The sequence below is a fragment of the Streptomyces sp. NPDC031466 genome (assembly GCF_055581265.1).
In genome coordinates this window covers 266,722-292,175 of sequence record NZ_JBVIJT010000004.1, presented here as the reverse complement: position 1 = coordinate 292,175, position 25,454 = coordinate 266,722, and the positions used below count along the sequence as shown (strand labels likewise).

23 protein-coding genes and 1 riboswitch are annotated in these 25,454 nt (G+C 71.4%); of the genes, 10 read left to right on the top strand and 13 right to left on the bottom strand.

Annotated features, from left to right (window positions below):
* Positions 1-2: 2 nt before the first annotated feature.
* Both ACZ5GP_RS10155 and ACZ5GP_RS10150 read right to left on the bottom strand, forming a co-directional pair.
* A complete protein-coding gene (locus ACZ5GP_RS10155; protein WP_468750395.1) occupies positions 3-503 on the bottom strand; it encodes a transglycosylase SLT domain-containing protein in 501 nt (166 codons plus the stop codon).
* A gap of 459 nt (positions 504-962) precedes the next feature.
* A complete protein-coding gene (locus ACZ5GP_RS10150) occupies positions 963-1,943 on the bottom strand; it encodes a TIGR03557 family F420-dependent LLM class oxidoreductase (RefSeq protein ID WP_468750394.1) in 981 nt (326 codons plus the stop codon).
* A gap of 235 nt (positions 1,944-2,178) precedes the next feature.
* Between ACZ5GP_RS10150 and ACZ5GP_RS10145 the strand changes: the two genes are divergently transcribed.
* A complete protein-coding gene (locus ACZ5GP_RS10145; protein ID WP_468750393.1) occupies positions 2,179-2,877 on the top strand; it encodes a TetR/AcrR family transcriptional regulator in 699 nt (232 codons plus the stop codon).
* On the opposite strand, the gene ACZ5GP_RS10140 is transcribed toward ACZ5GP_RS10145, so the two are convergent.
* From ACZ5GP_RS10140 to ACZ5GP_RS10125, 4 genes are all read right to left on the bottom strand, one after another.
* Positions 2,874-4,334, bottom strand: coding sequence for an APC family permease (locus ACZ5GP_RS10140; RefSeq protein WP_468750392.1), 1,461 nt, complete (start codon positions 4,332-4,334; stop codon positions 2,874-2,876). The genes ACZ5GP_RS10145 and ACZ5GP_RS10140 overlap by 4 nt on opposite strands.
* Positions 4,331-5,899 carry a GMC family oxidoreductase gene (locus ACZ5GP_RS10135; protein ID WP_468750391.1) on the bottom strand — a complete coding sequence of 523 codons (1,569 nt, stop codon included), beginning with the start codon at positions 5,897-5,899 and terminating at the stop codon, positions 4,331-4,333. Before ACZ5GP_RS10135 ends, ACZ5GP_RS10140 begins: the two co-directional genes overlap by 4 nt.
* A gap of 30 nt (positions 5,900-5,929) precedes the next feature.
* The gene (locus tag ACZ5GP_RS10130) at positions 5,930-7,396 is read right to left on the bottom strand and encodes an aldehyde dehydrogenase family protein (protein ID WP_468750390.1); all 1,467 of its coding nucleotides are present in this window, start codon (positions 7,394-7,396) and stop codon (positions 5,930-5,932) included.
* 404 nt (positions 7,397-7,800) lie between these two features.
* Positions 7,801-8,574 carry a polysaccharide deacetylase family protein gene (locus tag ACZ5GP_RS10125; RefSeq protein WP_468750389.1) on the bottom strand — a complete coding sequence of 258 codons (774 nt, stop codon included), beginning with the start codon at positions 8,572-8,574 and terminating at the stop codon, positions 7,801-7,803.
* A 409-nt stretch (positions 8,575-8,983) separates the two neighbouring features.
* Between ACZ5GP_RS10125 and ACZ5GP_RS10120 the strand changes: the two genes are divergently transcribed.
* Positions 8,984-9,364 carry a hypothetical protein gene (locus ACZ5GP_RS10120; RefSeq protein ID WP_468750388.1) on the top strand — a complete coding sequence of 127 codons (381 nt, stop codon included), beginning with the start codon at positions 8,984-8,986 and terminating at the stop codon, positions 9,362-9,364.
* Between the two features lie 59 nt (positions 9,365-9,423).
* On the opposite strand, the gene ACZ5GP_RS10115 is transcribed toward ACZ5GP_RS10120, so the two are convergent.
* Together ACZ5GP_RS10115 and ACZ5GP_RS10110 are read right to left on the bottom strand one after the other, a co-directional pair.
* A complete protein-coding gene (locus ACZ5GP_RS10115) occupies positions 9,424-10,176 on the bottom strand; it encodes a transglycosylase SLT domain-containing protein (RefSeq protein ID WP_468750387.1) in 753 nt (250 codons plus the stop codon).
* A gap of 5 nt (positions 10,177-10,181) precedes the next feature.
* Positions 10,182-10,338: riboswitch (cyclic di-AMP (ydaO/yuaA leader) on the bottom strand.
* Between the two features lie 534 nt (positions 10,339-10,872).
* Complete coding sequence (locus ACZ5GP_RS10110) at positions 10,873-11,268, bottom strand: RidA family protein (RefSeq protein ID WP_468750721.1); 396 nt, start codon at positions 11,266-11,268, stop codon at positions 10,873-10,875.
* Between the two features lie 135 nt (positions 11,269-11,403).
* On the opposite strand from ACZ5GP_RS10110, the gene ACZ5GP_RS10105 reads away from it, so the two are divergent.
* From ACZ5GP_RS10105 to ACZ5GP_RS10090, 4 genes are all read left to right on the top strand, one after another.
* Positions 11,404-12,402, top strand: a complete 999-nt coding sequence (locus ACZ5GP_RS10105; RefSeq protein WP_468750386.1) for a helix-turn-helix transcriptional regulator — start codon at positions 11,404-11,406, stop codon at positions 12,400-12,402.
* Positions 12,403-12,736: 334 nt separating this feature from the next.
* The gene (locus tag ACZ5GP_RS10100) at positions 12,737-13,198 is read left to right on the top strand and encodes a hypothetical protein (RefSeq protein ID WP_468750385.1); all 462 of its coding nucleotides are present in this window, start codon (positions 12,737-12,739) and stop codon (positions 13,196-13,198) included.
* A gap of 363 nt (positions 13,199-13,561) precedes the next feature.
* Positions 13,562-14,623 (top strand): hypothetical protein, encoded by a 1,062-nt coding sequence (locus ACZ5GP_RS10095; RefSeq protein WP_468750720.1) that lies wholly within the window; start codon positions 13,562-13,564, stop codon positions 14,621-14,623.
* Positions 14,624-14,625: 2 nt separating this feature from the next.
* Complete coding sequence (locus ACZ5GP_RS10090; protein ID WP_468750384.1) at positions 14,626-15,738, top strand: beta propeller repeat protein; 1,113 nt, start codon at positions 14,626-14,628, stop codon at positions 15,736-15,738.
* A gap of 41 nt (positions 15,739-15,779) precedes the next feature.
* On the opposite strand, the gene ACZ5GP_RS10085 is transcribed toward ACZ5GP_RS10090, so the two are convergent.
* Positions 15,780-16,289 carry a hypothetical protein gene (locus tag ACZ5GP_RS10085; RefSeq protein ID WP_468750383.1) on the bottom strand — a complete coding sequence of 170 codons (510 nt, stop codon included), beginning with the start codon at positions 16,287-16,289 and terminating at the stop codon, positions 15,780-15,782.
* A 268-nt stretch (positions 16,290-16,557) separates the two neighbouring features.
* Between ACZ5GP_RS10085 and ACZ5GP_RS10080 the strand changes: the two genes are divergently transcribed.
* Entirely contained in the window at positions 16,558-16,785 is a 228-nt protein-coding gene (locus tag ACZ5GP_RS10080) for a DUF6480 family protein (RefSeq protein WP_468750382.1), read from the top strand.
* A 165-nt stretch (positions 16,786-16,950) separates the two neighbouring features.
* On the opposite strand, the gene ACZ5GP_RS10075 is transcribed toward ACZ5GP_RS10080, so the two are convergent.
* The 3 genes from ACZ5GP_RS10075 to ACZ5GP_RS10065 all read right to left on the bottom strand — a co-directional run bounded on the left by ACZ5GP_RS10075 (position 16,951) and on the right by ACZ5GP_RS10065 (position 19,716).
* Positions 16,951-17,703 (bottom strand): ZIP family metal transporter, encoded by a 753-nt coding sequence (locus ACZ5GP_RS10075; protein WP_468750381.1) that lies wholly within the window; start codon positions 17,701-17,703, stop codon positions 16,951-16,953.
* A 97-nt stretch (positions 17,704-17,800) separates the two neighbouring features.
* Complete coding sequence (locus ACZ5GP_RS10070; protein WP_468750380.1) at positions 17,801-18,271, bottom strand: EF-hand domain-containing protein; 471 nt, start codon at positions 18,269-18,271, stop codon at positions 17,801-17,803.
* Positions 18,272-18,420: 149 nt separating this feature from the next.
* On the bottom strand, positions 18,421-19,716 hold the full coding sequence (locus tag ACZ5GP_RS10065) for a PAS domain-containing protein (protein WP_468750379.1): 1,296 nt from the start codon (positions 19,714-19,716) through the stop codon (positions 18,421-18,423).
* A 264-nt stretch (positions 19,717-19,980) separates the two neighbouring features.
* On the opposite strand from ACZ5GP_RS10065, the gene ACZ5GP_RS10060 reads away from it, so the two are divergent.
* The 3 genes from ACZ5GP_RS10060 to ACZ5GP_RS10050 are packed head-to-tail and all read left to right on the top strand — an operon-like array spanning position 19,981 to position 24,700.
* The gene (locus ACZ5GP_RS10060; RefSeq protein ID WP_468750378.1) at positions 19,981-21,345 is read left to right on the top strand and encodes an ATP-grasp domain-containing protein; all 1,365 of its coding nucleotides are present in this window, start codon (positions 19,981-19,983) and stop codon (positions 21,343-21,345) included.
* The gene (locus tag ACZ5GP_RS10055) at positions 21,342-23,354 is read left to right on the top strand and encodes a PEP/pyruvate-binding domain-containing protein (RefSeq protein ID WP_468750377.1); all 2,013 of its coding nucleotides are present in this window, start codon (positions 21,342-21,344) and stop codon (positions 23,352-23,354) included. The genes ACZ5GP_RS10060 and ACZ5GP_RS10055 overlap by 4 nt, the downstream gene beginning before the upstream one ends.
* Complete coding sequence (locus ACZ5GP_RS10050) at positions 23,351-24,700, top strand: MFS transporter (protein WP_468750376.1); 1,350 nt, start codon at positions 23,351-23,353, stop codon at positions 24,698-24,700. Before ACZ5GP_RS10055 ends, ACZ5GP_RS10050 begins: the two co-directional genes overlap by 4 nt.
* On the opposite strand, the gene ACZ5GP_RS10045 is transcribed toward ACZ5GP_RS10050, so the two are convergent.
* The gene (locus tag ACZ5GP_RS10045; protein WP_468750375.1) at positions 24,588-25,220 is read right to left on the bottom strand and encodes an HAD family hydrolase; all 633 of its coding nucleotides are present in this window, start codon (positions 25,218-25,220) and stop codon (positions 24,588-24,590) included. The genes ACZ5GP_RS10050 and ACZ5GP_RS10045 overlap by 113 nt on opposite strands.
* Positions 25,221-25,454: the final 234 nt, after the last annotated feature.

The window sequence follows — 25,454 nt, the reverse complement described above, 5'->3', positions numbered from 1 at the left end:
CCTCAGTAGGCGGAGTCGACGTTGTCGATGGAGCCGTACTTGTCGGCGGCGTAGTTGGCCGCGGCGGTGATGTTGGCCACCGGGTCGGTCAGGTCGTTGGCGGTGCCGTCGACGTGGTACGCCTCGAAGGTGGGCTGGATGACCTGGAGCAGCCCCTTGGACGGGGTGCCGTTCTGCGCGTTGACGTCCCAGCCGTTCTGGGCGTTCGGGTTGCCCGCGGACTCGCGCATGATGTTGCGGTGCAGCCCCTCGTAGGTGCCCGGGATGCCCTTGGCCTTCATGATGGCGAGCGCCTCACGGATCCAGCCGTCGAGGTTGTCGGCGTGGGCCGCCTTGGGCGCCGCGGCCCGGGAGACGGGCGCGCTCGTACCGGTGGGCTCCGCGGCGTGGGCGGGGGAGGGGGCGAGCGTCAACGCCGCGGCGGCGGCGCCTGCGGTGGCGATGCCGGCGACGGAGAACTTGCGGAGCCGGGCGGTGCGGGGCTGCGTCTGGGTCGTGGCCATGCGGGGGTGACTCTCCATGCGGTGCGTGGGCGGGGCGGGGGAGGGCTCGGGCGGAGCGATACGGATGCGCTCGGTGCGAGGCCGGGCTCCCCGGAACTTCAGCCAGAGTGAACGGTGCCCGGCGCGGGACGCAAGGATGTGACGTACTACCGAAGGCCGCAGATGCCCAGGTCAGGACGCCTGTCGAGGTCGTGTCGGCCCGAGCGGCGCGGCCCTCGCAGACCACTACCGTCCTTAGCATGTGACGTGGCCCCTATGGGTGGGCTCACAGTCCCCGCCCCCTGGCGACCCCGGAAGAGTGACCCGGCCCACGCCCCAGTGGATTTCCCGGGGCCGCCCGCCGAACGGGACGCCGAAGCGTGGGCAGCACACAGAGCGCCCCGCCCGGATGGGCGGGGCGCTCTGTGTGGGTGCGGGCGTGTTTTCAGGCCTGCGACTGCGCGTGGGTGCGGGTGCGGCTCAGCCCTGCGAGCCGTCCGGCTTCAGCTGCCGGAGGGGACCGTCGAGCTCGCGCTGGTAGAAGTCGATGAAGCCGTCCGGGTCGGGGCCGGCGTTCTGCATGACCAGCCGGTCGAAGCCCGCGTCGACGAACCCCTGAGCGGCCTCCAGGTACCGGGACGGCTCGTTGCCGCAGGCGAACTTCTCCAGGATGTCCTCCTCGCGCACGGTCGTGGTCGCCGCGTCGAAGTTCACCGGGTTGGGCAGCTCACTCATCACCTTCCACCCGGTCAGCGCCCACCGCGAGGTCTCCAGGGCGGCCTTCGCCGCCGTGTGCTCGTCGGGCGCCCAGGCCATCGGCACCTCCGCGTAGCGCGGGCCGGTGCCACCGGCCTCACGGTAGTGCCGGACGATCTCCGGCTTGTCCTCCGTGGCGAACAGGCCGTCGCCCAGCTCCGCGGCGAGCCGCGAGGACGGCTTGCCGCTGGCGGCGACCGCGATCAGGGGCAGCTCGTCGGGCAGGTCGAACACGCGAGCGTCCGCCAGCCGCAGGTGCTTGCCCTCGTAGGACCGGTATCCGCCGCTCCATAGCAGCCGGATGATCTCCAGGGCCTCCTTGAACATCTCGTGCCGGGTGCTGACCGTATCCGGGAAGCCCTGGCCCACGACATGCTCGTTCAGCCGCTCGCCCGAACCGAGGCCCAGCACGAAGCGGCCCTCCGACAGCAGGGCCAACGTGGCGGCCGCCTGGGCGATGATCGCCGGGTGGTAGCGCATGGTCGGGCACGTCACGCCGGTCGCCAGTTCGATCCGGGACGTCTTGGCCGCGATGGTGCCGAGCACCGTCCAGGCGAAGGGGGAGTGGCCCTGGTTGTCGAGCCACGGATGGTAGTGATCGCTGATCTCGACGAAGTCGAAGCCCGCCTCCTCCGCGAGGACGGCCTGCCGCACCAGTTCCGCCGGACCGAACGCCTCGGCGGCCAGCTTGTAACCGATCTTCATGTTGTTCCTCGTCTCCTTGCGCCGGCGCCGTTTCCGTCCGCACAGGTACCCGCCGAAGACGGGACATAACGCGTCCCGGCGGCCCATCGGAAGCCACCCCCATTGTTTTCACCGGGCCGACTCCACCGCACCCCGGGACGCGTCCGTCGTCTCCACCACACCCCGGAACCGACGGGCGTCGGCAAAAGTCAACAGGTGTGAAGTTCGAGCCGGAGCCGTACCGTACGCTGACGCCATGCCCGCGACCCCCCGACGCCGCCCCGCCACCCGCAGGGGCCGCCCGGTCCTCACCCGCGAGAGCATCGCCGCCAGGGCTCTGGAGATGGTCGGCTCGAAGGGCTTCTCGTCCCTGACGATGCGCGCGCTGGCCAACGAACTGGGCGTCACCGTACGGTCGTTGTACAACTACGTCGAGGACCGCCAAGATGTCGTCCACCTCGTGGTCGACCTCATGCTCAGCTCCTGGAACCCGCCCCCGCTCGACCCCGCGAGCTGGGAGCGGTCCGTCGCCGACTACGCCCGGTCCCTGCGCGAGCTGTACCGGCGCTGGCCCCGCGCCCTGCTCGTCTCTCTCGACGAGGACACCCCGCCGGCCTCCGTGCACCCCAACCGGCTGCTCGACCTGGACCGGTTCCTGCGCTTCCTGCGGGACGTCGGCCTCGACCTGCCGGCGGCGCTCGCGGCGCACCGCCACCTCTGCCTGCTGGTCCTCTCCTTCGCCCTCCTGATCGACCAGGAGAGCGACCGGTCCGGGGCCGGCCGGAGCCCGCTCGTGCCCGCCGCATGGCTGACGACCCAGGGCGACCTCGACGTCCCCACCCTCCGCCAGGCCGCCCTGCTGCCCCTGCCCACCGCGGACGAGCAGTTCGACCAGCTCGTCTCCACCGTCACGACCCTGATCCGCGACCACCTCGACGTCGGCGAGAAACCCTAATCCGGGACGGCGTTCGCCGAAGGGGCGTCACTGCGGCCGTAGTGACGCGTCGTGAACATGTACACGAGCCCCACCCCCACCACGATGCCGCCGCCCAGCAGCACGATCCAGTTGTCGTACCAGGCCGCCTCGGGAGTGCGGGGCCAGGCGATGGTGATGATGGCGAAGATGCCGTAGGCGAGCGCCCCGATGTTCACCGCGAGGCCCCACCGGCCCAGCCGGTACTCACCGCTCGGCCGCCAGCCCTTGAGGCGCGCGCGCAGGGCGGCCAGCACCACCATCTGGAAGGCGGTGTAGATGCCGAGGATCGCGAAAGAAACGATCTTGGTCAGGGCGTCCGTCGAGATCAGCGACCCGACCGCGATCAGTGCGGGAATCGCCGCGGCGACCAGCAGCGCGTACTCGGGTACCGCGCGGCTCGGCGAGAACCTCCGCAGGAGCCGGTGACCGATGATCATCTCGTCGCGTGCGTACGAGTAGATCAGCCGGCCCGCCGCGGCCTGGAGGCTGATCGTGCAGGAGAGGAAGGAGATCAGCACGACGGCCATCACCACCCGCGCGCCGGCCTCCCCGAGAGCGTCGAAGAGGATCCTGACGGCCGGATCGGAGTCCTGCCCGGAGATCACCGCCCGGTAGTCGACGACGGCCAGCAGCAGCGTCAGACACGTGAAGGTCGCCGCGGCCCCGCCCACGTAGATGGTGCGGCGCATCGCCTTGGGAATCACCTTGCCCGGGTGCTTCACCTCCTCGGCCACGTCCCCGCAGGCCTCGAAACCGTAGTACTGGTAGAAGCCGATGATCGCCGCCCCGAGGAACACGGGCAGATAGGAACTGTCCCCGGCGGCGCCGTAGTCGTCGAAGAGGACACCGAGACCGTGGAAGCGGTGGGTGACGAGCAGGATGATGCCGACGACGAGCGCACCGATCAGCTCCGCGCCGAACCCGATCAGCGCCGCCCACGAAAGGGCCTTCGTACCGGCGTAGTTGATGAGCACGGCGATGACGATCAGCCCGATCGTGCACAGCACGGTGGTGTGCACGGTGGCGTCGAAGCCGAGCAGGATGGCGATGTAGGGCCCGGCGCCGTACGCGACGCTGGTGATCGTGACGAGCAGCGCCCACATGTAGATCCAGCCGGTCATCCAGGCCCAGCGCTTGCCCCACAGCCGCCGCGCCCACGGGTAGACCCCGCCCGCGACCGGGTACTGCGCGACGACCTCGCCGAAGACCAGCGCGACGAGGAACTGGCCGCAGCCCGCCATGAGGAACGCCCAGATCATCGGCGGGCCGCCGTCGGCGAGGGCGGTGCCGAAGAGGGTGTAGGTGCTCACCACCGGGGAGAGGTAGGTGAAGCCGAGGGCGAAGTTCGCCCACGGTCCCATGTCCTTGCGGAACTCCGACTTCTCTTCCCCCGGGGCGGCGTCCGCCGTGCCGTCCGGCGCTCCGGCCGTGGTCACTGGACCGCACCTTCGGTGGGCACGGGGCCGGGCCCCGGCCGAGCGCAGATGAGGTCCGCCGCGCGCTCGGCGGCGAGCAGCACCGTCACCATCGGGTTGATGGTCGGCATGGTGGGGAAGATGGAGGCGTCCACGATGCGCAGCCCGTCGTGCCCGCGCAGCCGCAGCTGCGGATCGACGACCGCCATGGGGTCGTCCTCGGCACCCATCTTGCAGGTCCCTGCCGGGTGGTAGACGGTGTGGGCGGCGCGTCGCCCGTACTCGGACAGGTCCGCGTCCGACGTCACGTCCGGGCCCGGCGCCACCTCCCGCACGAGCCAGTCGCTGAGCGGCGCGGTGGCGGCGACCTCGCGGGCGATCCGCAGACCTTCGACGATCGTACGTTCGTCGTGCCCCTCCGGATCGGTGAAGTAGCGGAAGTCCAGGGCAGGTTTGACCGACGGGTCGGCGCTGCGCAGCCACATGCGGCCGACGGAACGGGCGCGCGGCACGTTCGGGGTCATGCAGACGCCGTGCTCGGGCACGGGGTAGCCGAGACGCTCGGTGTTGACGGTGAACGGCACCTGGTAGAAGTGGAACATCAGGTCGGGACGCGGGCCGTCCGCCGTGTCGCGGCGCAGGAAGAGTCCGGCGTCGGAGTCCATGGCCGAGTTGGGCGGCAGCGGCCCCCGGGTCTCCCACACCATCACGGACTCGGGGTGGTCCAGGAGATTCTCGCCCACCCCGGGGAAATCGGCGCGGACCTCGATGCCCAGGTCGCGCAGCTGATCGGCGGGGCCGATCCCGGAGAGCAGCAGCAGCCTCGGCGTGTCGATCGCCCCGGCGCACAGCAGCACCTCCGCCTCGGCCTCCAGTGTCGAGAGGGAACCGTCGGGGTTGCGCACCTGGACGCGGGTGAAACGGCCCTCGCTGTCGGGCAACAGCCGGTAGGCCCAGGTCTCCAGACGCAGTGTCAGGTTCGGGCGGTCCATGATGGGGTGCAGGTACGCCACCGAGGCGGAGGAGCGGGTGTTCGTCTTCGGGTCATAGGCCAGGGAGAAGAAGCCGGCGCCGTCCGTGAAGGGGCGGGCGTTGAAGTCCTCGATGACCGGGACGCCGAGCCGGGTGGTCGCCGCCCTGACGAAGTCCTCGGCGATCGCGTTGCGGTCGGCGGCGGCGACGGGCACGATGTTGTTCCGCAGCCGTGTCCGGTAGGGCAGGATCGTCTCCGGCCCCCAGCCGTCGCAGCCGGCCGCCACCCACTCGTCGAGGTCCTGCGGGAACGGCAGGAAACTGATCAGTGTGTTGTGCGAGGAGCAGCCGCCGAGCACCCGCGCCCGCGAGTGCAGGATGTGCGAGTTGCCGCGCGGCTGCTCCTCGGTGGTGTAGCCGTAGTCGAACTCGCCGCCGAGCAGGTTGATCCAGTTGCGCAGCCGCAGAATGCGCTCGTCGCCCACGTCGCTGGGCCCGCCCTCCACCACGCACACGCGGCTGGCCGGATCCTCGCTCAGCCGCGCGGCCAGTACCGACCCCGCCGTACCGCCGCCGATGACCACGTAGTCGTAGGTCGTCGTCTCGTCGTCCATGCCGTCGCCCTCTCTCTCGCCCTTGCCCGCTCAGCCCTTGAACCAGCCGGAGACGCCCGGCCTCAGGTTCTGGTAGATGTGCTTGGCCTCCTGGTACTCGCGCAGCCCCGTGGGCCCGAGCTCCCGGCCGAATCCGGAGCGGCCGAAGCCGCCCCACTCGGCCTGGGGGACGTAGGGGTGGAAGTCGTTGATCCAGACGGTGCCGTGCCGCAGCCGGGCGGCGACGCGCTGGGCGCGGCTCGCGTCGCTGGTCCACACCCCGCCGGCCAGGCCGTACCGCGTGTCGTTGGCGAGTTCCACGGCCTCCTCCTCGCTGTGGAAACGCTCCACGGTGACCACCGGACCGAAGACCTCCTCCTGCACGATGCGCATGGAGCGGTCGCAGTCGGCGTAGATGGTGGGCAGCAGGAAGAAGCCGCGCGACAGCTCGGGATCGTCGGGGCGCCGGCCGCCGCAGACCAGCCGGGCGCCTTCCTCCCGGGCGATCTCCAGATAGCCCTCGACCTTCGCCCGGTGCTCGGCCGAGCTGAGCGGCCCGCTCTCGGTCGCGGGGTCGAGGCCGTTGCCGAGCCGGATGGCCCCCGCGCGGGCGGCGAGGCGCTCCACGAACCGGTCGTGCAGGGAGTCCTCCACCAGGAGGCGGGAGCCTGCCGAGCACACCTGACCGGAGTGCAGGAACGATGCCTCCAGCGCGTGATCGACGGCGGCGTCGAAGTCGCAGTCGGCGAAGACCACGTTGGGGTTCTTGCCGCCGAGTTCCAACGCGAGGTTCTTCACGCCGGGGGCGCACGCCTCCATGATCCGGCGTCCGGTGGCAAGACCACCGGTGAAGGACACCATGTCCACCTCGGAGTGGGCGGACATGGCCGCGCCGACGGTGGCGCCCGGGCCGAGCACCAGGTTCGCCACCCCGGCCGGGGTACCCGCCTCGGCGAGCAGCCGGAACATGTGGATCGTGGAGAGCGACGTCGTCTCACTGGGCTTGAGCACGAGGGTGTTGCCCGCGGCCAGCGCGGGGGCGACCTTCCACGAGGCCTGGAGCAGCGGGTAGTTCCATGGCGCGATGAGCGCGCAGACCCCGATGGGGTGGTAGGTGACGCGGCTGAGCACGTCGGGGCCGACGTCCACGACCCGGCCGCCGTCCTTGTCGGCGATCTCGGCGAAGTAGCGGAACGCGTTCGAGACGTCCTCGACGTCGATGCGTGCCTCGGCGAGCGTCTTCCCGGTGTCGAGGGACTCGACGTGGGCGATCTCCTCCTGGTCGCGCAGGAGGTACCGCGACACCTTCAGCAGTACGTCGGCCCGCTCCCGGGTGGGTGCCGACGGCCAGTCACCGCGGTCGAAGGCGCGCCGGGCGGCTCGGACGGCGAGGTCGACGTCGGCCTCGTCCGCGTCGTCGACCTGCTGGACGACGGACGCGTCGTACGGGTTGATCACGTCCCGCCGCGCGCCCCGGACGGCACCGGTCCACTCCCCGTCGATGAACAGCTCCGCCATCGTGGCCTCCCTCGTTCCCACACCTGTCCGGTACCGACTGACCACCGGCACGGCATACCGGGCACCAACATCGTCCGCCGGGCTCTCCGTGGCCATGGGGACGCACGGGCCGGGGGGAGAGTCGGGGGCAGATGTGACCTGGTTGGGCTAGGGAGAGGTGGGCCCCGGCGGGGCGTGGGCTCGCCGGACCGTTACGTGCGCTGCTTCCGGGATCCGGGTGTGGTGCCCGCCGGGGGCCGGTCGCCGACTCCGCGGGCGACCGGCGAGGCCATGAGGCCGGCGGGCAGCCCCTGCGCACGCCAAGGGTGCCGGTGCTGCCGAACAACCGCAGGGCGTTCGGCAGCGCGGCAGGCGCGAAGAGGCTTCCCGGGGGACGTGCAGGGCGTGTGACGTGCGGGGGGGACTCAGCGCACGGGGAAGCCGAACGCGTAACCCTGTTCCTTGAGGCGGGGGAGGAGCCGGCGCAGCGACTCGACGGTCTGGGTGCGGTCGCCGCCCGCGTCGTGGAAGAGGAGTGTCGGCCCGTTGGGCAGCTCCCGCTCCACGGTGGCGACGATGGCGTCCGTGCCGGGGCGCTCGAAGTCCTTGGTGTCGACGTTCCAGCCCAGCGGGCGCATGCCCCGGGAAGCGGCGAGCTTACGGCTGTACGGGGTGAACGCCCCGCCGGGCGCCCGGTAGTACATCGGCCGCACACCGCCGGACGCCTTTGTGATCATGCGTTCGGCGTCGAGTATCTGCTGCGACTGATAGTGCTGGGAGTTCTTGTCCATGGCAGTGTCGTGCGACACCGAGTGGTCGCACAGCCGGTGCCCCTCCGCGACCACCTTCTTCACGAGGTCGGGGTGGGCGCGCGCCTGCGTCCCCACCATGCAGAAGGTGGCCTTCACCCCGTACTCCCGCAGCAGGTCGAGCACTTGAGGGGTCCACACGGGGTCGGGGCCGTCGTCGATCGTGATGTTGACGCCGCGCTTCCCCTTCTCCGAGGCGTGCGCGATGGTCGCCGAGACCGGCTTGACGTCACCGCCCGGCTTGGCCGGTGCGCCCGCCCGCGGCGGCGCGTCGCTCACGTCACCGGCCTGCGCGGTCCACACCGAGGCGCCGGTGGCGAGCACCGTCACACCGAGCGCCGCCCCGACCAACTTGCCGTACCAGCCCCGTCCCCCGCTGTGCCGTGCCATGCCCGCCCCTCTCACGTCATCCTCGCCGGTCCCCGGTCCGGTCGCCTTACCGCCACATGCCAGGACGGGGCCCGGCGGCCGAGGGATGCGCCTGTTACAGATCACGGACAATTTCGTGAGAGTTCACGGACAACCCGCCGCGAGCGGAGGCGCGGGTGGCGGGCGCCGTCGACTTGCGACGCCCGTGCCGAGGCGGCGTCAACACCGTTCGGGAGATGGCGCATTGACCGTCGTACGCGTCGAACGCGCGGGTCTCCCGAGCGAGACGGGCGCCGGGCGGTCTGACCTTCGACCGCCCCCGAAGGGCGGGGCGCCCCACACCACGATGTCGGCGATGTCCACCCGCCGGGAGCCACCACCTCGTCAGGGGTGAGAATGAACCCCGCATTTCCCCTCGACCAGGAGATCCATGTACAAGCGCCTGCCTGTCCTCGCCCTCTGCCTCGCCGTGACCGTCCTTGGCGCATCGGCGTGCGACGACGACGGCGACGACCGCGCCCGGGCCTCGGCGTCCGCACCCTCGACCACCGCGTCCACGCCTGCGCCCAGCGCCGCCGAGCCGCGCGAGCTGACGGGTGTGATGTCCAAGCTCTACCTCAAGACGATCCGGGACCACTACCCGGACCTGGCGGACATCGACGACGCGACGCTCCTCACCCACGGCAACGCCTTCTGCGCCGCGCGGGGGAAGGCGCTCGGCGACCAGGCGAAGAAGACGATGAGAGAAATCGGCACCACTCCGAAGCAGACCGCCCAGATCATGGGAACCGCGCACGGCCTGTGCCGGTAGCCGAACGAGTCGCCCGGCGGGTGATCCGCCGGGCGGGCGGTCTGTGCGGTGGGTGAGGTCTAGTACGGGCCGTTCACGTTGTCGATCGAGCCGTACCGGTCGGCCGCGTAGTTGCAGGCGGCGGTGATGTTGGCGACGGGGTCGAAGCTGTCCAGCGACGTGCCGGGCACGTGGTACGCGGCGAACGTGGGGCCGATGACCTGGAGGAGTCCCTTGGAGGGCGTGCCGGCGACCGCGTTGACGTCCCAGTTGTTGATGGCCAGCGGGTTGCCGGAGGACTCACGCATGACGTTGCGGTGGATGCCCTCGTAGGAACCGGGGATGCCGTGCTGGGCCATGATGTCCAGCGACTCCCTGATCCAGCCGTCGAGGTTGTTGGCGTAGGTCTTCTTCGCCGGGGCGACGGCGGGCACGGCCTCGCGCGCCGAGCGGTCCGCCCGCTCGGCGGACGCCGGGGAGGCGGCCGGCTTCTTCTCGGGCTCGGCCGCGCCCTTCGCGCCGAGAGTGAGCCTCAGGCCCGGGTGTATCAGCTTAGGGTCGGCGCCGAGTACGCCGCGGTTGTCCTCGTAGAGCTTCTTCCAGCCGCCGCTCAGGGAGTGCTCCTGGGCGATCTTGGAGAGGGAGTCGCCCGCGACGACGACGTAGGTCCTGGAGTCGGCGGCCGGTTTGGCGAGGGCGCCGGCCTCGGCCGCTCCGGCGCTGGTGGCGCCGAGCACGGGGAGGACGAGCACGGCTCCGCCCGTTCCCGCAGCGGCGATGCCCCGGTTGAGCGAGCTGGACTTGGGGCGGCGGTGCTTTCCCTTTGCGGGCATGACGAAACGTTCCTCTCCGTCGCCTGCGAGGTGAGCTGTCGGGTTCGGACGGGAGCTGTCCTGACGCGTGGGGAACGCGCCTTCACCCCGAGCCGATCCGGAATCCGGATCGGCGGCTTACCTGGGTCCCCCGCTCCTGCCGTGGATGAGTGAGTGGAAGGGTTTCCGGACAGCGGCAGGATTCGGCGTTCCATCCGGATTGACGGTGACATTAAGCGAGAGCGCCGGGACGGAACAAGGCCGGAATTCACACCGGCGAATCCAAAGAGACTTCCCTGGGGATTTGATCTCTACGACTCTTTTGATCGCTAAAGCCAACTAGCTTTGCGGGGAACGGAAATAGGCGCGGAGAGCTACACGATCATCCCTTATCGGCGTGACACATTTCACTGAAGCGGCGCGGAAAAATCGGTGTTTATCGCCGCGAAAGGGAAATGAAACTGCACTTACTTGGCAAAAGAGGCGCCAAGTCTACTTATCGTGTAAAGATGGACATATTGAACCGCTTGAGGGTGGCGTCATCTCAGCGCGGTGCAGGGGGCTCCATGGCGCCTGCTGCTGTGAAATGCCTTCCTTCTTGATGGCAAAGCAACCCGGCCTGTCCATCGGCCGCCGATTGCCCTCGGGAATGAAAACTGCTCGTGCCGGTCGGACCGGCACGAGCAGGAGAAGCGGTGAATTGGTGGTGAGGTCACGTCATGCGACGGCAGTTCCTTCGAGTTCGACCATCTGACCCGGAATCGCCAGCCGTGTCACCCCGAGCATCGTGGTGGCCGGTGCCACCCCCGCGGCGCCCAACCGCGAGGCCAGCAGGCCGTAATGAGGGAACAGCAGATCGACGTCGGTGGTGTAGACATTGAGCCGGACAAGGTTCGCGAGGGACATGCCGGCCTCGCCGAGCACGGCCTCCAGATTGTCGAGGCTCAGCACCAACTGTCCGGCCATGTCGCCCTCGTGCTGAGGCTTGCCGTCGCCGTTCATCGCGGTCTGCCCGGAGCAGTAAAGGGTCCGGGTGTGCCCGCTGACGAGTTCCCCCTGGTTGAATCCCATCTCCACCGACCACGTCACGGGATTGACCGCCGTTCGTTCCACTGCCACATCAGCTCCATTCGTCTGCACGGGAAATGCGGACATCCGTCGACGCCGGCGCTGACGCCGACGTCGGTGCCCCGGAGCCTGCCAACGAATCACGACACCCTCGGTCATGTATTCGATAAGGTCTGCCGCATGCGCGCAGATCGACTGGTCTCGCTGGTGCTGATGCTGCGTCAGCGCGGTCGGCTGACCGCGGACACGCTCGCCCGTGAGCTGGAGGTGTCCACCCGTACCGTGCTGCGCGACATCGAGGCGCTGTCCGCGGCCGGCGTCCCGGTCTTCGCGGAACGCGGCAGGCACGGCGGGTTCGCGTTGTTGCCCGGTTTCCGGACCGAGCTCATGGGGCTGAACCACGACGAGGCCGTGGCCCTCCTGGCCGCCGGACCGGGGCGCGCGGAGCGGGTGTTCGGCCTCGGCCCGGCGCGTGCCGCGGCCCTGCGCAAAGTCGTCGACGCGCTGCCCGAAAGCCACCGGGCCCCCGCGAGCGACGCGGCCCGGCGCTTCCTCGTGGAACCGGAGACGGACCTGCTCCCAAGCCGGTCGGACGCCGAGAAGGTGCCGGAGACGACGATGGCCGAGATCCGGCGCGCGGTGCTCACCGGGCACAAGCTGCGCCTCCATTACGCGGCCACGGACCAGCCGCCGCGGTGGCGCACGGTGGACCCGATCGGCCTGGTCACCGTGCGGGACCGGGGCTACCTGCTCGCCACCAGATCCGGCGCGGACCGCACCTACCGGCTGTCCCGGGTCTCGGCCGCCGAGGAACTCCCCGAACCGGCACAGCGGCCGAACCAGGTCGACCTGGAACGGATCTGGCGGGAACGCTGCGCGCGGTTCCTGTCCGGCGACCACATCACCGTGCCGCTCCGGGTGAACCCGCGGCGGCGGGAGGAGTTGCTGAACACCGCCGTGGCGGTGCGCGCCGCAGACCCCGGCGTCCGCCCCGACCCTGAGGGGCCCGAGGGGTGGCTGCGGTTGGAGGCGACGTACCAGGACCTGCGCCATGCCGAGTGGGCGCTGTGGCAGCTCGGCACGGACGCGGAAGCCCTGGCCCCCGCGGCCTTGCGCCTCTCCCTGCGCGACCGCGCCGCCGCGATGGCCGCGCGCTACGCCGAGGTTCCGGAGTCCTAGCCCAGACACCCGCCCCAGCCGCAAACCAGCTGGAAGACCACGCGTCCGCCGCCGGGGCGGCCTGTTGAGCGGATCTTCCCGCCGAACTGCACGGCGGCCCCCGGCTCGGGGCGCCGGGAGACGCGAGTGGAGATCTTCTCCGCGAAGATCCGCGTCCCCCCAACCTCGGCCGGTGAGTCGCGTCGCGCGTCGAAAGATTGCCGGGCGGTCGAGGCGCGGGGGCGAACCCAGCAAGAGGCTGAAGCCGAGTTGGGGCATGCCGCTCTTGTTCGCCACCCGGCTCCAGTCGCCGCCCCGCAGGATTGGTGACATGCCCCCGGGGTAGCCGCTCCTCATGCTTGGCAACCCTCATCGGCTGCCGGGGCCTCTCGCTCGCGTAATCCAGCGGCGCAAGACGCCCCGGCACGCCCGATCCCAGCGCCGACGCGGCAGGATCCACCGCCGCCTGCTCGCCTACCGCGATGTGCAGATCCTCCACTCCCTCGCGCCCGACGCCCGGGCCGACAGCCTTCTTCTCGTACACATCCGCCGGGTCGTGGGCCATCTCACCTACGAGGTCTGCGAACAGTGCGCGAGCGGCGTCATCTCGGAGATCCACGTCGCGGCGCCCCTGCTCGACAGCGGTCTGGAGACCCGCGCCATCTCGCACCTGCGCGCCTGCTACCCCGACGTCACATGGCGCAGCTGCCCGGCGCGGCGCACGACACGTACGTTGGTGCACCGCATGCACCTGCCGGAGAGCAGGACCGAACGCGCGTGTTCCCACACAGAGGCCCTCGATCCGACCGGAAGCTGAGGCCGACGCGCAGTCACCTCCGCAGATCGTGATGCCGGTCGGTTACCGTCCGTATCCTCGGCATCGAGCGACGTGGCCGCAACCAGACGCTCGATGAACGCCTGGAAGTCCCCGGCCAGCGGGAGTTCCGTGTCGTCGTCCACGTCGAACCACGTCACGGACGGCTCTCCGCGCTTCCCGCACCGTAGGAGCTTCAACGAGCCCCCTGGACAAGCCCCATAGACATGCCTCCTGCCCCGCACCGCGCCCGCGCCGGGGAACTTCGGAATGTCCGGGAGACGGTGGTGTGACGTCTGGTCACCGATGGGTGCACGCCATAGGCTGAGCGGCCTTCGCCTCCTGGGAGGTCTCGTGAACGGTTTCGTGAACGGTCTCCGTGTGGCCCTCGTCTGCTGTCTGGTCGCGTGTGTCGCGGCGGTGTCGGCCCCCGTGGCCACGGCCGTGACGCCGGGCTGGACGGTGCTTCCCGTGCCGCCCGCGGCGGCCTCGCCGGTGACCGTGTCCGATTTCGCCGCCCGTGGGCCGGGCGAGGGATGGGTGACCGGTTACGAGCACACCGCCGACGGGCTGCGCCCGATGCTGTACCGGTGGGACGGCAAGGCGTGGAGCCGGGACACGACCTTCCCCGGCGCCGGTGACCCGGGCTGGCTCGGCAAGGCGCGGTTCGTCGGGGACGAGCTGTGGGTCCTCCACAACAACCGTGCGGGAGAAGGAGAGATCCTGCGCCGGTCGGCGGGGGAGTGGAACGTGCTCGCCCTGCCGCAGACCCTGCGGGTCTACCAGGACTTCACCGCCGTACCGGGCGCAGCGTGGGTCGTCGGAGAGGACGACACGGGACTGAAGGTGCTGCACTACGACGGCTCCCGCTGGACCACGCAGACCACCCCGGACGGCGTGCACTACGTGATGGGGATCACCGCGCGTACCGCCGACGACGCCTGGGCCTGGGCGGACACCGACACCGGACCCGCGATCCTGCGCTGGGACGGAACGGCGTGGCGGGACGCGAAGGTGGCGCTGCCGGCGAACGGCAACGTGCACACCGTCCTGCTGGAACCGTCGGGCCGGGCCACGATCGGCGGCAGCCAGTACACCGAGAACGGGGGGCGCACCTATCTGATGGCCTGGAACGGGCACTCGTGGCGCACCGCCTACCCGCCGCTGGGCGACACGTACACCGAGGGCATGGTGCGCGGACCGGACGGCGCGCTGTGGCTGCCGATGCGCAGCGACCGCGCGTTCCAGGCGAAGTACGCGCGGGTGAACGGCGCGCGCACCACCTTCTCCTACGGCCCCGAGCGCACGAACGCCATCGACGTCAAACCCCTCGCGCTGGCGACCGCCGGGACCACGCTGCTGTCCTTCGGGACCGTCGAGATCTACGGCTCGAAACCGAACCTCATGAGCGAGCGGCTGGGAGGCTGACCATGGCACGCAGACTTCTCGTCGCGGTCCTCGCCATCGCCATGACCGCCCTCGCCGCCATGAGCCCGGCCGCGGCGCAGACCGACCCGGCCTGGCGGCACGTTCCCGTCCCGGCGGAGGTGCGCCCGCAGGCAGGGCTCAACGAGGCGGTGGCGTTCGGGCCGGACCGGGCGTGGGCGGTGGGTGCCGACGCCGTCGGACGCGAGGCGCCGGGCTTCCCGCTGGTACTGCGTTGGGACGGGACCGCGTGGCAGCGGCACAGCCTGCCGGGAGTCCGCTGGCAGGGAGAGCTGCTGTCCGTCGCCGGGACCTCCCCGGCCTCGGTCTGGGCGGTCGGCCGTGACGCGGCGGGCGGCGCCCGCCTGCTGCGCTTCGACGGCACGGCCTGGTCCGAGAGCCGGCCGCCACGCGGTGTCGCACTGACCAAGGCCGTCGCGGGCGGCGGGGAGCTGTGGCTGATCGGGTCGCGGGATGGCGCACAGGTCCTGCTGCGCCGGACCGCGGGCGGCTGGACGGACCTGCCCGTGCCGCCCGGAACCGTGTACGGCCTGCACGTCAAGGCCGCCGACGACGTCTGGGCGGCGGGCGACACCAACGCGGGCGCGGTCGTGTCGCACTGGGACGGGCGGGCGTGGGAACAGACCATCGTGAGCGGGTTCCCCCGGTCGGCCGTGGGCAGTGTGCTGGCGGTCTCGCCGACGGAGGTGTGGGCGGGGGGCACGGCCGGGTTCGTCGGCGGCCCGGTGGGCAAGCCCATTCCGCCGCTGCTGGCCCGCTGGGACGGGAAGAAGTGGTCCCAGGTGACGATGCCCACGGACTTCGGCTCCATCAGCTCGCTGACGCCCGGGCCGTCCGGGGAACTGGCCTGGGCCGGGGTCTCCCGTTCGCAGAAGTTCGCCCCGCCGGGCACCTACCCGCCGCTGATCCCGGGGCCGGACTTCCTCGCCTGGAACGGGCAGTCGTTCACCGGGCACAGTGAACCGGAGGTGGCCGGCGAAGGCGGCTCCTCACGGCTGTGGCTGGCGCCGGTGCCGGGCACCGCGACGATGTGGTCGGTGGGCCGAGCCGAAGGGCCCCAGGGCACGTTCGCCCCGCGGATCCTGCGGTTCGACTGAGACCGAGGGAACCGTCCACGCCGGCGGCGGCGCGGACGGGGTCACGGCCGAAGGGCGATCGTGCTGACCTTTCCGCTGCCCCAGACCGTGGTGTTCAGCAGCACGCGGCCGTCGAGTGAGACCACCGTGAACTCGGGGACGAACCGGTCCGTCAGGAGCCCCGCCAGCGCGCTGCGGAGCGTCCGCACCTCGCTCCGTACGAAGTCCCATTCGTCCAGGAGGCGTACGCGGGCCCAGCCCCGGTGCTCTCCGGTGAGGTCCTCCTCCTCCGGGGCGGAGAAGTCGACCGCCAGGAAGAACTCGCGTTCCTCGCCGAACAGTCCGTACTCCACCGCCATCCGGTACCAGCCGGCGTTGACCTTCTCCGCCATGCCGGGCTCGTCCACGTCCGCGACCTCGTCCGGGCGGGAGTCGAACCGCCCGTGCTCGGGTCCGGCGCTCGCGGGACTGTAGCCGGGCGGCAGCGGCGGCAGGCGGACGTCACCCACGATCCGCTCGACGAGAAGGAGCCCGGCGGGTTCGAGCCCAGCGGCTGTCTCAGTGTGGGTCATCGGCACGTGGGCAACGATAAGCGCAGCTCAAAAGCGGGATCGGCTGGCCCGTCCGGGGTGTACCTCCGCCGTCCGTGTGCGCCGTTCGGGTGGTGCTGCCCAGCGGGGCACAGGGCGGGGGAACGTGGATCACATGAACGCTTCGCCACCGCCGGGCCCCGACCCGCATCCGGGTTCCGACCCCCGCCAAGGCCCTGTTCCGCATTCCGGCTCCGACCCCCGCCAGGGCCCCGATCCTCACCAAGGCCCCGACCCCCGCCAGAGCCCAGTGCCGCAGCCGGGCTCCGACCCGCAGCCGCGCGAGACCTCGCGACCCGAGCCCGGTGGCGGTCCGCCGCCGGGGGAGACGCCGCCCTCGGAGGGCGGCATGTCGGGGGCCGGACCCGCCCAGGATCCGACGAAGGGCTGGGGCAAGGGCCCGCTGGCCCTGATCCTCGGCCTCGCGGTGCTCATCGCGGCGTTCTTCCTCGTCTACGCGCTCGTCCTGCTGCTCTGAGGGGAGCGGGCCGCGCCCGCCCGGCAGTGACGTTTCCGTGGAATATTCGTGTCCGGCGTCGGCGTCGGGGTCGGCGCCTCGACCCGGCTCCTGGAACGGAACCTCGCCCGCCACCGCCCCTGACGGCCGCCCGCCCGCCCCCGCGGGCCCCGCTGGAACGGGGCCTCAGGCGTGGGAGAGGGCGAACGACACCAGGAACCCGCACACCGTGATCAGCCCTATGGCCAGATGCGCGTTCTCGAAGGCCTCCGGGATCATCGTGTCGGCGATCATGGCGAGGATCGCGCCGGCCGCCACCGCGGTCACCGCCGCCACGACCGCCGTGGACATGCCGCCCACCACCGCGTAACCGAGCACCGCCGCCACCGTGCTGGCCAGCGCGATCGCGCCCCACACGCCGAACACGTACGCCTTGCCGCGCCCCGCCCGCCGCATCCCGGCGGAACTGGACAGTCCCTCGGGCACATTGCTGATGAACACCGCGGCCACCGTCGCCACACTGACCGCGCCCCCCTTGAGGAGGCTCACCCCGATGACCGCCGACTCCGGCACGCCGTCCAGCAGGGCCCCCAGCGCGAGCGCCAGCCCTGAACCGCTCTGTTCGGACTCCGACGGCTGCCCGCCCGCACCGCTGCGCTTGCGATGGCGGGCGCCGCGTCCGGCCAGCCAGGCGTTGCCCGCCGTATAGGCGAGCGCCCCGCCGACCGTGCCGATCGCCGCCGGGACCAGCCCCGCCTCGTCGTACGCCTCCGCCACCAGCTCGAAGGACACCGCCGACAACAGGACTCCCGCGCCGAACGCCATCACGGATGCCACCAGCCATCGGGGCACCCGGATTCCGTATCCGATCACCGCCCCGAGCAGCAGGGCGGAACCGGCCACCAGGCCCCATACACCGGCCATGAAGATCTCAGGCATGCGATCTTGTCTACCCGTCCCCGCCCAGATGTCACCAACACGCCGCCGTGAGGTTCAGGTCCGCGCCTAAGAAGGTCCGACTGAGCAGGCCGCCCGCTCAGCGGGCCGAGACCAGCGCCTCGTACATGGGGGAGGCGCCGTCGCTGACGAACGCGCGGATCGCGCCCAGATATTCGTCCCGGTCGATGCGCCCGTCCCCGTCGGTGTCCAGGGCGTCGAACGCCTCCCCGGCGTTGTCCGCCCTGTTGCCGAGCACCTCGCGCAGCCGGGCGAACTCCGCCCGGCTGAGCCTGCCGTCGGCGTCGGTGTCGGCGAGGTCGAAGAGGGAGCCCAACGCCTCGCGGCAGACCTCGTCGAAGCTCTCGGCGCCCGCCCATGTCGCGTACTCCTCGAAGGTGACCCGTCCGTCTCCGTCCGCGTCCATCGCGGAGAACACGCGCTCGTGCGTGGACCGGGCCACGGCCACGAGGGGGTCGTTCATGTCACGGCCCAGGTTCAGCGCCGCCCGCTCGGGGCGGGCGAGGTACTCCTCGCGGGAGATCACGCCGTCGCCGTCCACGTCAAGCATGCGGAAGACATCATTCCGTGCGGTCATCACGTCCATGCGGTTCCCTTCGGTGCGTTCCCGCTGTCGCGGGTGCCGCGAGACATACCCAGACGAAACCACGCGATAACCACTCGATGGAATGGACCGCTCCGCCCCCGCCCGGGCGGTGCTCAGACCGCGCTGAGCGGATGGGCCGCCGTGGCGGAACGCGGTGGCCAGGCGTGTGGGGCCAGGATGCCGAGGACGTAGGCGCGGGCCACCAGGGCCGGCCGGGTCGCCGCGCCCAACAGCAGCCGCAGCCGGCTGAGGTGGTAGTCGACCGTCTGCCGGGACAGCTTCAGCGAGGTGGCGATGTCGCCGTTGCTGCTGCCCTCCGCCAGGAGGGAGAGGATGCGCACCTGCGCGGCGGTCAGCGACGGATGGGCCTCATGGGCGAGGCTCTGATGCGTGACGACGGCCCAGACGTGCCGGGCCCGGGTGGCGGTGTGCCCGGTCGTCGTCAGATGCAGCCGCGCGCGGCGCTGCAACCCCTGGGCGTCCACGAGCACAGCGGACGTCTCCAGGCGTCTGGTGCGGCGGGCTATCAGACCGTTCCAGCGGCGGTGCAGCCGGTCGAGGTCGGGCTCCGGGGCCAGCAGGGTGTGCGCCCGGCGGCCGACCAGGTCGTGCGGACTGAGCTGGAAGAGTTCCGCGGCCGCCGCGCTCGCCTCGACCACGCGCCCATTGGCCGAGAGCAGGGCGCAGGGCAGGCCACTGTGGTCGCGCAGGGCCTGGAGGTTCTCCTCTGCCTCCTGCCACTGCACCAGGGTGCGCAGATGGTCCGTGACGTCGACGTAGATCCCCGCGACGCAGGTCTGCCCGTTCTCCCGTACGGGGAAGCGGTGGCCCACCGCCCGGCCCGTGCCGCCGTCCTGGCGCCGGTAGCCGAGGGTGTGGCGCACCGGCGTGCCCCGGCGCAGGATCTCCTGGTCCAGGGCGCGGAACCGGCCGGCGTCGGCGGGCGCGTCGAGGTCCTCGATGTACTTGCCGACGATCTCCTCCGGGACCGTGCCGTACAGGTGCGCGTAGGCGTGGTTGGCCCACAGGTAGCGCCCGTCGCTGTCCCGTATGAAGGCGGCGGCCGGGGCGAGGTCGACCAGGTCCGCGAACGCCGCGTACCGGCGCGGGACCTCGACGGGTGCGTCGACCTCCACCGCGAGACCGCGCGTACAGCCGGGGACCGGGCTGCCGCCCGAGGGCCGGCTCACGTCGAACGTCCGGCCGTCGAACCGGACCTGCCTGCGGTCCTGCGCCGGCAAGTGGCCCGGGGCCGGAAGTTCCTCGCGCAGCCGCTCCAGGAAGCGCCGCGCCGCCCGCTTGTCGGGGAAGGCGCCGCCTCCCTTCTCCAGCACCCGCCACGCCTCGTCGACCTCCCACCAGAACACGGGAAGGCGTTCGAGCAGGGCCTTGAGAGCGGAATCGTCCACAGCGGTCTCCGTCCGTATACGACTGGCTGACGCACAGTCACACCGCGTTGGATATCCCACCCTCGCCCCGCACATGCCCCGTTCTCGGTCGAAGTCCCCGGGCCGCGGATCCGCAGGCGGAACGGGCGACTCAGGCAAATGCCTGAGTCCCCGACCGCCGTGGAGGCGTCACGGACGACCCCGGCCTGTTCCCCTTGAGTCAACACCCCGCATACGGCGATCAGTTGAAACAAAGACGATAGGAGACGAACTTCAGTGAGCAAGGTGCTGTTAGTGCATGCCAAGGGTGGTCCGCCGCTCGGTCACGTCCTGTCCCGGACGGCCGCGAAGGCGGAAGTGCACCTGCTGGCCCTCAGCGCTCTTCCTCCCGCCGTGGCAGGCTCCGCCCGCAGACTGTGTGCCTCGGTGGTCACACCCCCCGACACGCACCGCCGCGACCTGGTGTCCCTCATCGCCTCGCGGGCCGAGGCCGTGGGCGCGGACGCCGTCCTCACCTTCTCCGAGTACGCGGTCGTGGCCGTCGCGAAGGCATGCGAGGCGCTCGGCCTCGCCGGCGCGGGCAGCGCCGCCGCACTCGCCCGTGACAAGCGGCTGATGCGCCGCACCTGGCAGCGGCACGGACTGCCGCAGCCCCAGTTCCGCCCCGTCGCCACGGAGGCGGACCTGCACGCGGCGGCACGCGCCCTGCCGGGCCCGCTGCTCCTCAAGGCGGCCTGGAGCGCCGGATCCACCGCCCACCAGATCATCCGCTCCCCGCACGAGGCGTCGGCGGCCTGGGGCCGCTCCCGTGACGTGATGGCCGAATCGGCCCAACTGGGCTACGCGGAACTGCACGTGGCCGAGGCCGACGCGCACTACGTGGTCGAGCAGATCGTCACCGGCACGGCGGGGGAGTGGTTCGACGAGCCCGGCTGGGGCGACTACGTCAGCGTCGAGGGCGTCGTCACCGACGGCACCTTCCGTCCGGTCTGCATCAGCGGCCGCATGCCCACCGTCGAACCGTTCACCGAGCGCGCCAGCATCACCCCCGCCCTGCTGGCCGACGACGCGCAGGAGCGGATCGTGGACCTGGCCCGGCGCGCGGTCGACGCCCTCGGCCTGCGGGACTGCGGGACCCACACGGAGATCAAGCTCGGCGCCGACGGCCGCATGTGGCTGATCGAGACGGCCGCCCGGTTCGGCGGCGCGATGACCGTGCCGCAGATCGAGGAGGTCTTCGGACTCGACCTCGTCGGCATGCTGGTCGACCACCTCCTCGGCCGCCCGGTCGAGTGGCCCGAACAGGCCCTCACCCCGGAGCGGGCACGGGGCGCGGCGGGCTCGCTCGTCGTCCTCGCGGTCGACGGCGGCGGCCGGGCCTGGCGGGACCGCAAGGTCTGGGACTTCGCGGCCGTCTCCGCGCACGCACCCCTCAGTCCGGGGAGCAACCTCTCGGTGGTGGCGGAGAGTTCACTGCCCGACGGCAGCGTCGTACCGGTGTACGACCCGGCCGCCGGCGCCAACACCATGGCCGCCCTGTGCCTGCTCTCCGCCACCGACGCGCGGACCGTGCTCCGCGACTTCGAGACCCTGGTGGACGCCCTGCCCCGGATGCTGCCCGCCGCCCGGCCCGAGGAGGTCCCGGTATGACCGCCCCAGCGCTCACCGGCTCCGCCGAACCGGCCACGGACCGCACGGTCGTCGGCGAGAACCTCTCCCTGCCGCTGTTCCGCACCCTCTCCGGGGTCCTCGCCGGACACCCGTACCTCAAGGTCGTCGTCGACCGCGAAGCGAACACCTGGCACCTGCTCGACACCACCGCGCACCCCTTCCACGTCAACTACATCGCCACCCGCGTCCTGGGGATGGACCTGGAGACGCTCGACGCGGAACTGGACGCGTTCAACGCCTCCGTCTACATGGACCCCGCACGCCGCTTCCTGCTGGGTGTGCTCTCCCTGCACACCGACCAGGACACCGAGGGACGCGAACGCACCTTCCTCGTCCTGGAGACGACCGAGGCCGACACCATGCACGGCGAACTCCTGGAATTCTTCTACGAGTTCGTGCGCGAGCGGGTCGACGGCAGGCTGCCGCTGCTCCTCAAGCCCGCCAACCACGGGCAGGAGGAGGCGCTGGCGGCGATCAGCGAACTGCGCGTACCGCGCATCCTCAGCCACGAGCTGTTCGGCTCCCGCACCCGCACCCCGCTCAACCCCGGCGAGGCCACCGGACGCCTGCGGTACTTCCGCGACCACGAGGAGTACGCGGCCGCCGAGGCCGGGCTCGGCTGGGCGGACATCGTGGCCATGCCCTGCCTGCCGGACGACGTGCCCAGGGTGGCCGGATTCCTCAACACCGCGCCCATCACCCCGCTGTCCCACACCAACGTCCTCGCGTCCGGCTGGGGCATCCCCAACGCGATCGTGCGCGACCTGGAAGAACTCGTCGAGAAGGACGGCCTGGACGGCGCGTGGGTCCGCTACCGCGTCCATGAGGACGAGATAACCCTGGAGCGCCTAGCCGGCGAACCCGACCTGCGGGCCCCGGCCTGGCACCAGCAGCGCATCCGCCTCGAACCGCCGCTGCTGCGGGACACCCCCGTCCTGGCCCTGCACCGGCTGCGCGCCGCGGACAGCGACCGCTACGGCACCAAGGCGGCCAACCTCGGCGAACTGCACCACGTGCTCGACAGCCGCACGGCCGACCTGACCGCCTTCTACGGGCGGCCCCGCCCCCCGCGCGAGGACCTCCACAAACACCTCGCGGCCCGGCTCGGCCTGAGCGGTAGGCCGTCCTCCGGTGAACTGCGCTCCAAAGCGGCCGAGTTCGTGGCCGGCGCGGTGAGCGCCCCCGAAGGCGTCGCGCTGCCCTTCGCGCTCCAGCAGCGCTTCCTCGCCTCGTCCCCCGTCCTCCAGCAGGGCATCGGCAAGCTCAAGATGGCCCTCGAACTCGATGCCACCGACGTCCTGGACTCGCTCTGCCTGCAACTCCAGCAGCTGATCCGGCACACGCCCCTCCCCGAGTCCGTCACCCGGCAGATCATCCAGGCCTTCCCCACCCCCGCCGGCCCGAGCGGCCGCCTGGTCGTGCGCTCCTCGTCCAACGCAGAGGACCTCCCCGGCTTCTCCGCGGCGGGCGTCTACGACTCCGTCACCACCGTCCACGGAACCGACCAACTCCTGGACGCCGTACGCCAGGTGTGGGCCTCCCTGCTCTCACCCCGCAGCGTGCGCCTGCGCCACCAGGTCGGCATCTCCCTGGACGACACCTACATGGGCGTCATCGTCCAGGAGTACGTCCCCGCCTCCCTCGGCGGCGTTCTGGTGACCTGCGACCCGACCCGCCGCGAGGACTTCCGCAACGTCTACCTCAACTGCTCCCCCGGCTCGCCGGAACAGGTGGTCGACGGCTCGGTCCTGCCGCAGCAGTACCTGTACAACACCGTGGAGGGCGGCGGCCGTACCGTCGCCCTGGGCTCCTGGGGCGACCCGCTCGATGCCGCCACCCGCGCCCGGCTCGCCGACCTGTCCCTGACCGGGCGGCTCCTGCAGTCCCACTTCAGCGCGCCCGACGTGGACAGGCCGCTGGACATCGAGTGGCTGATGACCGACCAGGGCGACTTCCGGCTGGTCCAGATCCGCCCGTACGCGCTGTGAGGCCGCGCGCGGGGCGGCAACCCAGGGGCACCGGCCTGACGGACACCGCCCGCCGGATCATCCGGCTCAACTACGGCTTCCAGCTCCTGTTCAACCTGCTGTGGTGGATGCCGGTGTTCTACGCCTACCAGAAGGCGGCCGGACTCTCCGACGGGCAGATCTTCGGCATCCAGAGCATCTACTACGTGGCCTTCTGCCTGTTCGAGATCCCCACCGGGCTGATCGCCGACCGCATCGGCACCCGCAACTGCCTGCGGGCCGGCGCGGTGGTCATGACGGCGGCGAACCTCGCACCGGTGTTCAGCGCCTCCTACACCGGGTTCCTCGTCCACTTCCTGGCCATCGCCGCGGGCCGCTCCCTCACCTCGGGCGCGGCCAGCGCCTACCTGTACGACGGGCTGCGCACCGAGAAGTGCGACGAGCACTACCTGCGGGCGGAGGGCACCGCCCGGGCGCTTGGACTGGTCGCGAAAGTCGTGTGCTGGCCGCTGGTCGGTCCGCTGATGGCCGTGGCCCACCCGACGCCGTACGTGCTCAGCGCCGCCAGCGCCGCGGGCTCCCTCGCCTGCGCCGTCGCGCTGCCCCGCCTCGCGGCCGGGAGCGGCGGCACGGGAAAGACCGCTCAGGGGCGCGGGGGCGGCGCGTTCCTGCGGGACGCGGGGGCCGCGCTGCGCTGCGTCGCGTCCTCGCGGTGGCTGGCCCTCGTGATGGTGCAGGGCGTGGCGATCTTCACGCTCTCCCGGATCTGCCAGGTCAACCTCTTCCAGCCGATCCTGCTCGACCACGGCATCGCGGAGGCCTCGCACGGCGGGGTGATGGCGGCGATGACGGTGGCGGAGGCGGTGGCCTCGGCCCGCCCGCAGTGGCTGAGCCGCCGCCTGCCGCCGGTCGCCTGGGTCTCCCTCCTGAGCCTCGCGCTCGCGGGCACCCTGGCGGCCATGACGCTCGGCGGTCCATGGGCCGTCGTCGCGCTGCTGTGCCTGTTCGCCGCCGCGACCGGCTTCGCCTACCCCATCCAGCGCAAACTGGTGAACGACGCGGTGCCCGCGCACGCCCCGCGCGCCACGCTGCTCTCGGTGGAGAGCATCGTGGACCGCGCGGTGTGCGCCCTGGCCGCGATCGCCGCGGGCGCCTATCTCGCCGCGGGCCGCCTGGACGACCTGCTGTGGCACAGCGCGCTCGCCACGGCGGTGCTGCTCGGGGTCTTCCAACTGCTCCTGCGCAGCGGGCTGGTCAAGAAGGAGAGCGCCGGCCCAGCGCCTCGACCAGCCCCACCGGGAGAAACGCGGGCTGATGCGGCCGGCCGACCTGATACGGCACAAAGCCCAGCGAGGAAGCCGCGGTGACCTCCTCGGCCGCCTCCGCCTCGTAGACGACCCGGCAGGGACCCGCGCCGGCCTTCGCCCGCTGCCACAGGGCGGGGGCCGGCTTGCGTTCCGCCTCGGTGCGCGGGGTGAGGACGCGATCGCCGAAATCCTGCCAGGGGAACGGCGTGGACCCCCGCCAGGTGGCGTCGACCTCCTGGCGCAGCCTGGCGGCGCGCTCGGCGTCGGTCGCACCCCAAGAGGGCGGCACATTGGTGATCAGGCCGACCTTGACGTGACGTATTCGCAGAGCGTGCAGGTAGGACGCCGCGCCGGACCGAAAGCCGATGCTGCCGTCCTCGGCGGTGTGCACGAGGGTCTCGCCCAGGTCGAAGTACACGATGGGGCAAGCCCGTTCACGAGGCGCGGCCGTCGCTCTCGTGCCGGGGCCGGCGTCGTCCGGCACCGCCGTGCTCGCCGTGGTGCAGAGCACGGTCGACACCAGGGCCGCGCTCAACGCGAGACTTGCCCGGACAGTGCCCTTGGAGACGGATCCACTCATCAGTCGTCGCCCTTTCCCTGCGGATACCGGTCCACCGCGCTTTACCCGTGAACACCTCGTGTCACTCCGGCCACAAGGATTCCCGCACCGTTCATTTGGTGCCGGACCGGCGGCCCGCACACCGCACGCGCGCACCGGTTCGCCGGAAAAAGTTGGCTCACTCGTCCCTGCCCGCCTCCGGTCCGGCCCTCTACGGTCCCTGTGACCAGTCGGCGACGCCAGCCAACTCATCGT

What these genes read in the sequence shown, in the direction of transcription:
- ACZ5GP_RS10155 (WP_468750395.1), bottom strand. Translation starts at nt 503, where the DNA reads ATGGCCACGACCCAGACGCAGCCCCGCACCGCCCGGCTCCGCAAGTTC.
- ACZ5GP_RS10150 (WP_468750394.1), bottom strand. Translation starts at nt 1,943, where the DNA reads ATGAAGATCGGTTACAAGCTGGCCGCCGAGGCGTTCGGTCCGGCGGAA.
- ACZ5GP_RS10145 (WP_468750393.1), top strand. Translation starts at nt 2,179, where the DNA reads ATGCCCGCGACCCCCCGACGCCGCCCCGCCACCCGCAGGGGCCGCCCG.
- ACZ5GP_RS10135 (WP_468750391.1), bottom strand. Translation starts at nt 5,899, where the DNA reads ATGGACGACGAGACGACGACCTACGACTACGTGGTCATCGGCGGCGGT.
- ACZ5GP_RS10130 (WP_468750390.1), bottom strand. Translation starts at nt 7,396, where the DNA reads ATGGCGGAGCTGTTCATCGACGGGGAGTGGACCGGTGCCGTCCGGGGC.
- ACZ5GP_RS10125 (WP_468750389.1), bottom strand. Translation starts at nt 8,574, where the DNA reads ATGGCACGGCACAGCGGGGGACGGGGCTGGTACGGCAAGTTGGTCGGG.
- ACZ5GP_RS10120 (WP_468750388.1), top strand. Translation starts at nt 8,984, where the DNA reads ATGTACAAGCGCCTGCCTGTCCTCGCCCTCTGCCTCGCCGTGACCGTC.
- ACZ5GP_RS10115 (WP_468750387.1), bottom strand. Translation starts at nt 10,176, where the DNA reads ATGCCCGCAAAGGGAAAGCACCGCCGCCCCAAGTCCAGCTCGCTCAAC.
- ACZ5GP_RS10105 (WP_468750386.1), top strand. Translation starts at nt 11,404, where the DNA reads ATGCGCGCAGATCGACTGGTCTCGCTGGTGCTGATGCTGCGTCAGCGC.
- ACZ5GP_RS10100 (WP_468750385.1), top strand. Translation starts at nt 12,737, where the DNA reads ATGCTTGGCAACCCTCATCGGCTGCCGGGGCCTCTCGCTCGCGTAATC.
- ACZ5GP_RS10090 (WP_468750384.1), top strand. Translation starts at nt 14,626, where the DNA reads ATGGCACGCAGACTTCTCGTCGCGGTCCTCGCCATCGCCATGACCGCC.
- ACZ5GP_RS10085 (WP_468750383.1), bottom strand. Translation starts at nt 16,289, where the DNA reads ATGACCCACACTGAGACAGCCGCTGGGCTCGAACCCGCCGGGCTCCTT.
- ACZ5GP_RS10075 (WP_468750381.1), bottom strand. Translation starts at nt 17,703, where the DNA reads ATGCCTGAGATCTTCATGGCCGGTGTATGGGGCCTGGTGGCCGGTTCC.
- ACZ5GP_RS10070 (WP_468750380.1), bottom strand. Translation starts at nt 18,271, where the DNA reads ATGCTTGACGTGGACGGCGACGGCGTGATCTCCCGCGAGGAGTACCTC.
- ACZ5GP_RS10055 (WP_468750377.1), top strand. Translation starts at nt 21,342, where the DNA reads ATGACCGCCCCAGCGCTCACCGGCTCCGCCGAACCGGCCACGGACCGC.
- ACZ5GP_RS10045 (WP_468750375.1), bottom strand. Translation starts at nt 25,220, where the DNA reads ATGAGTGGATCCGTCTCCAAGGGCACTGTCCGGGCAAGTCTCGCGTTG.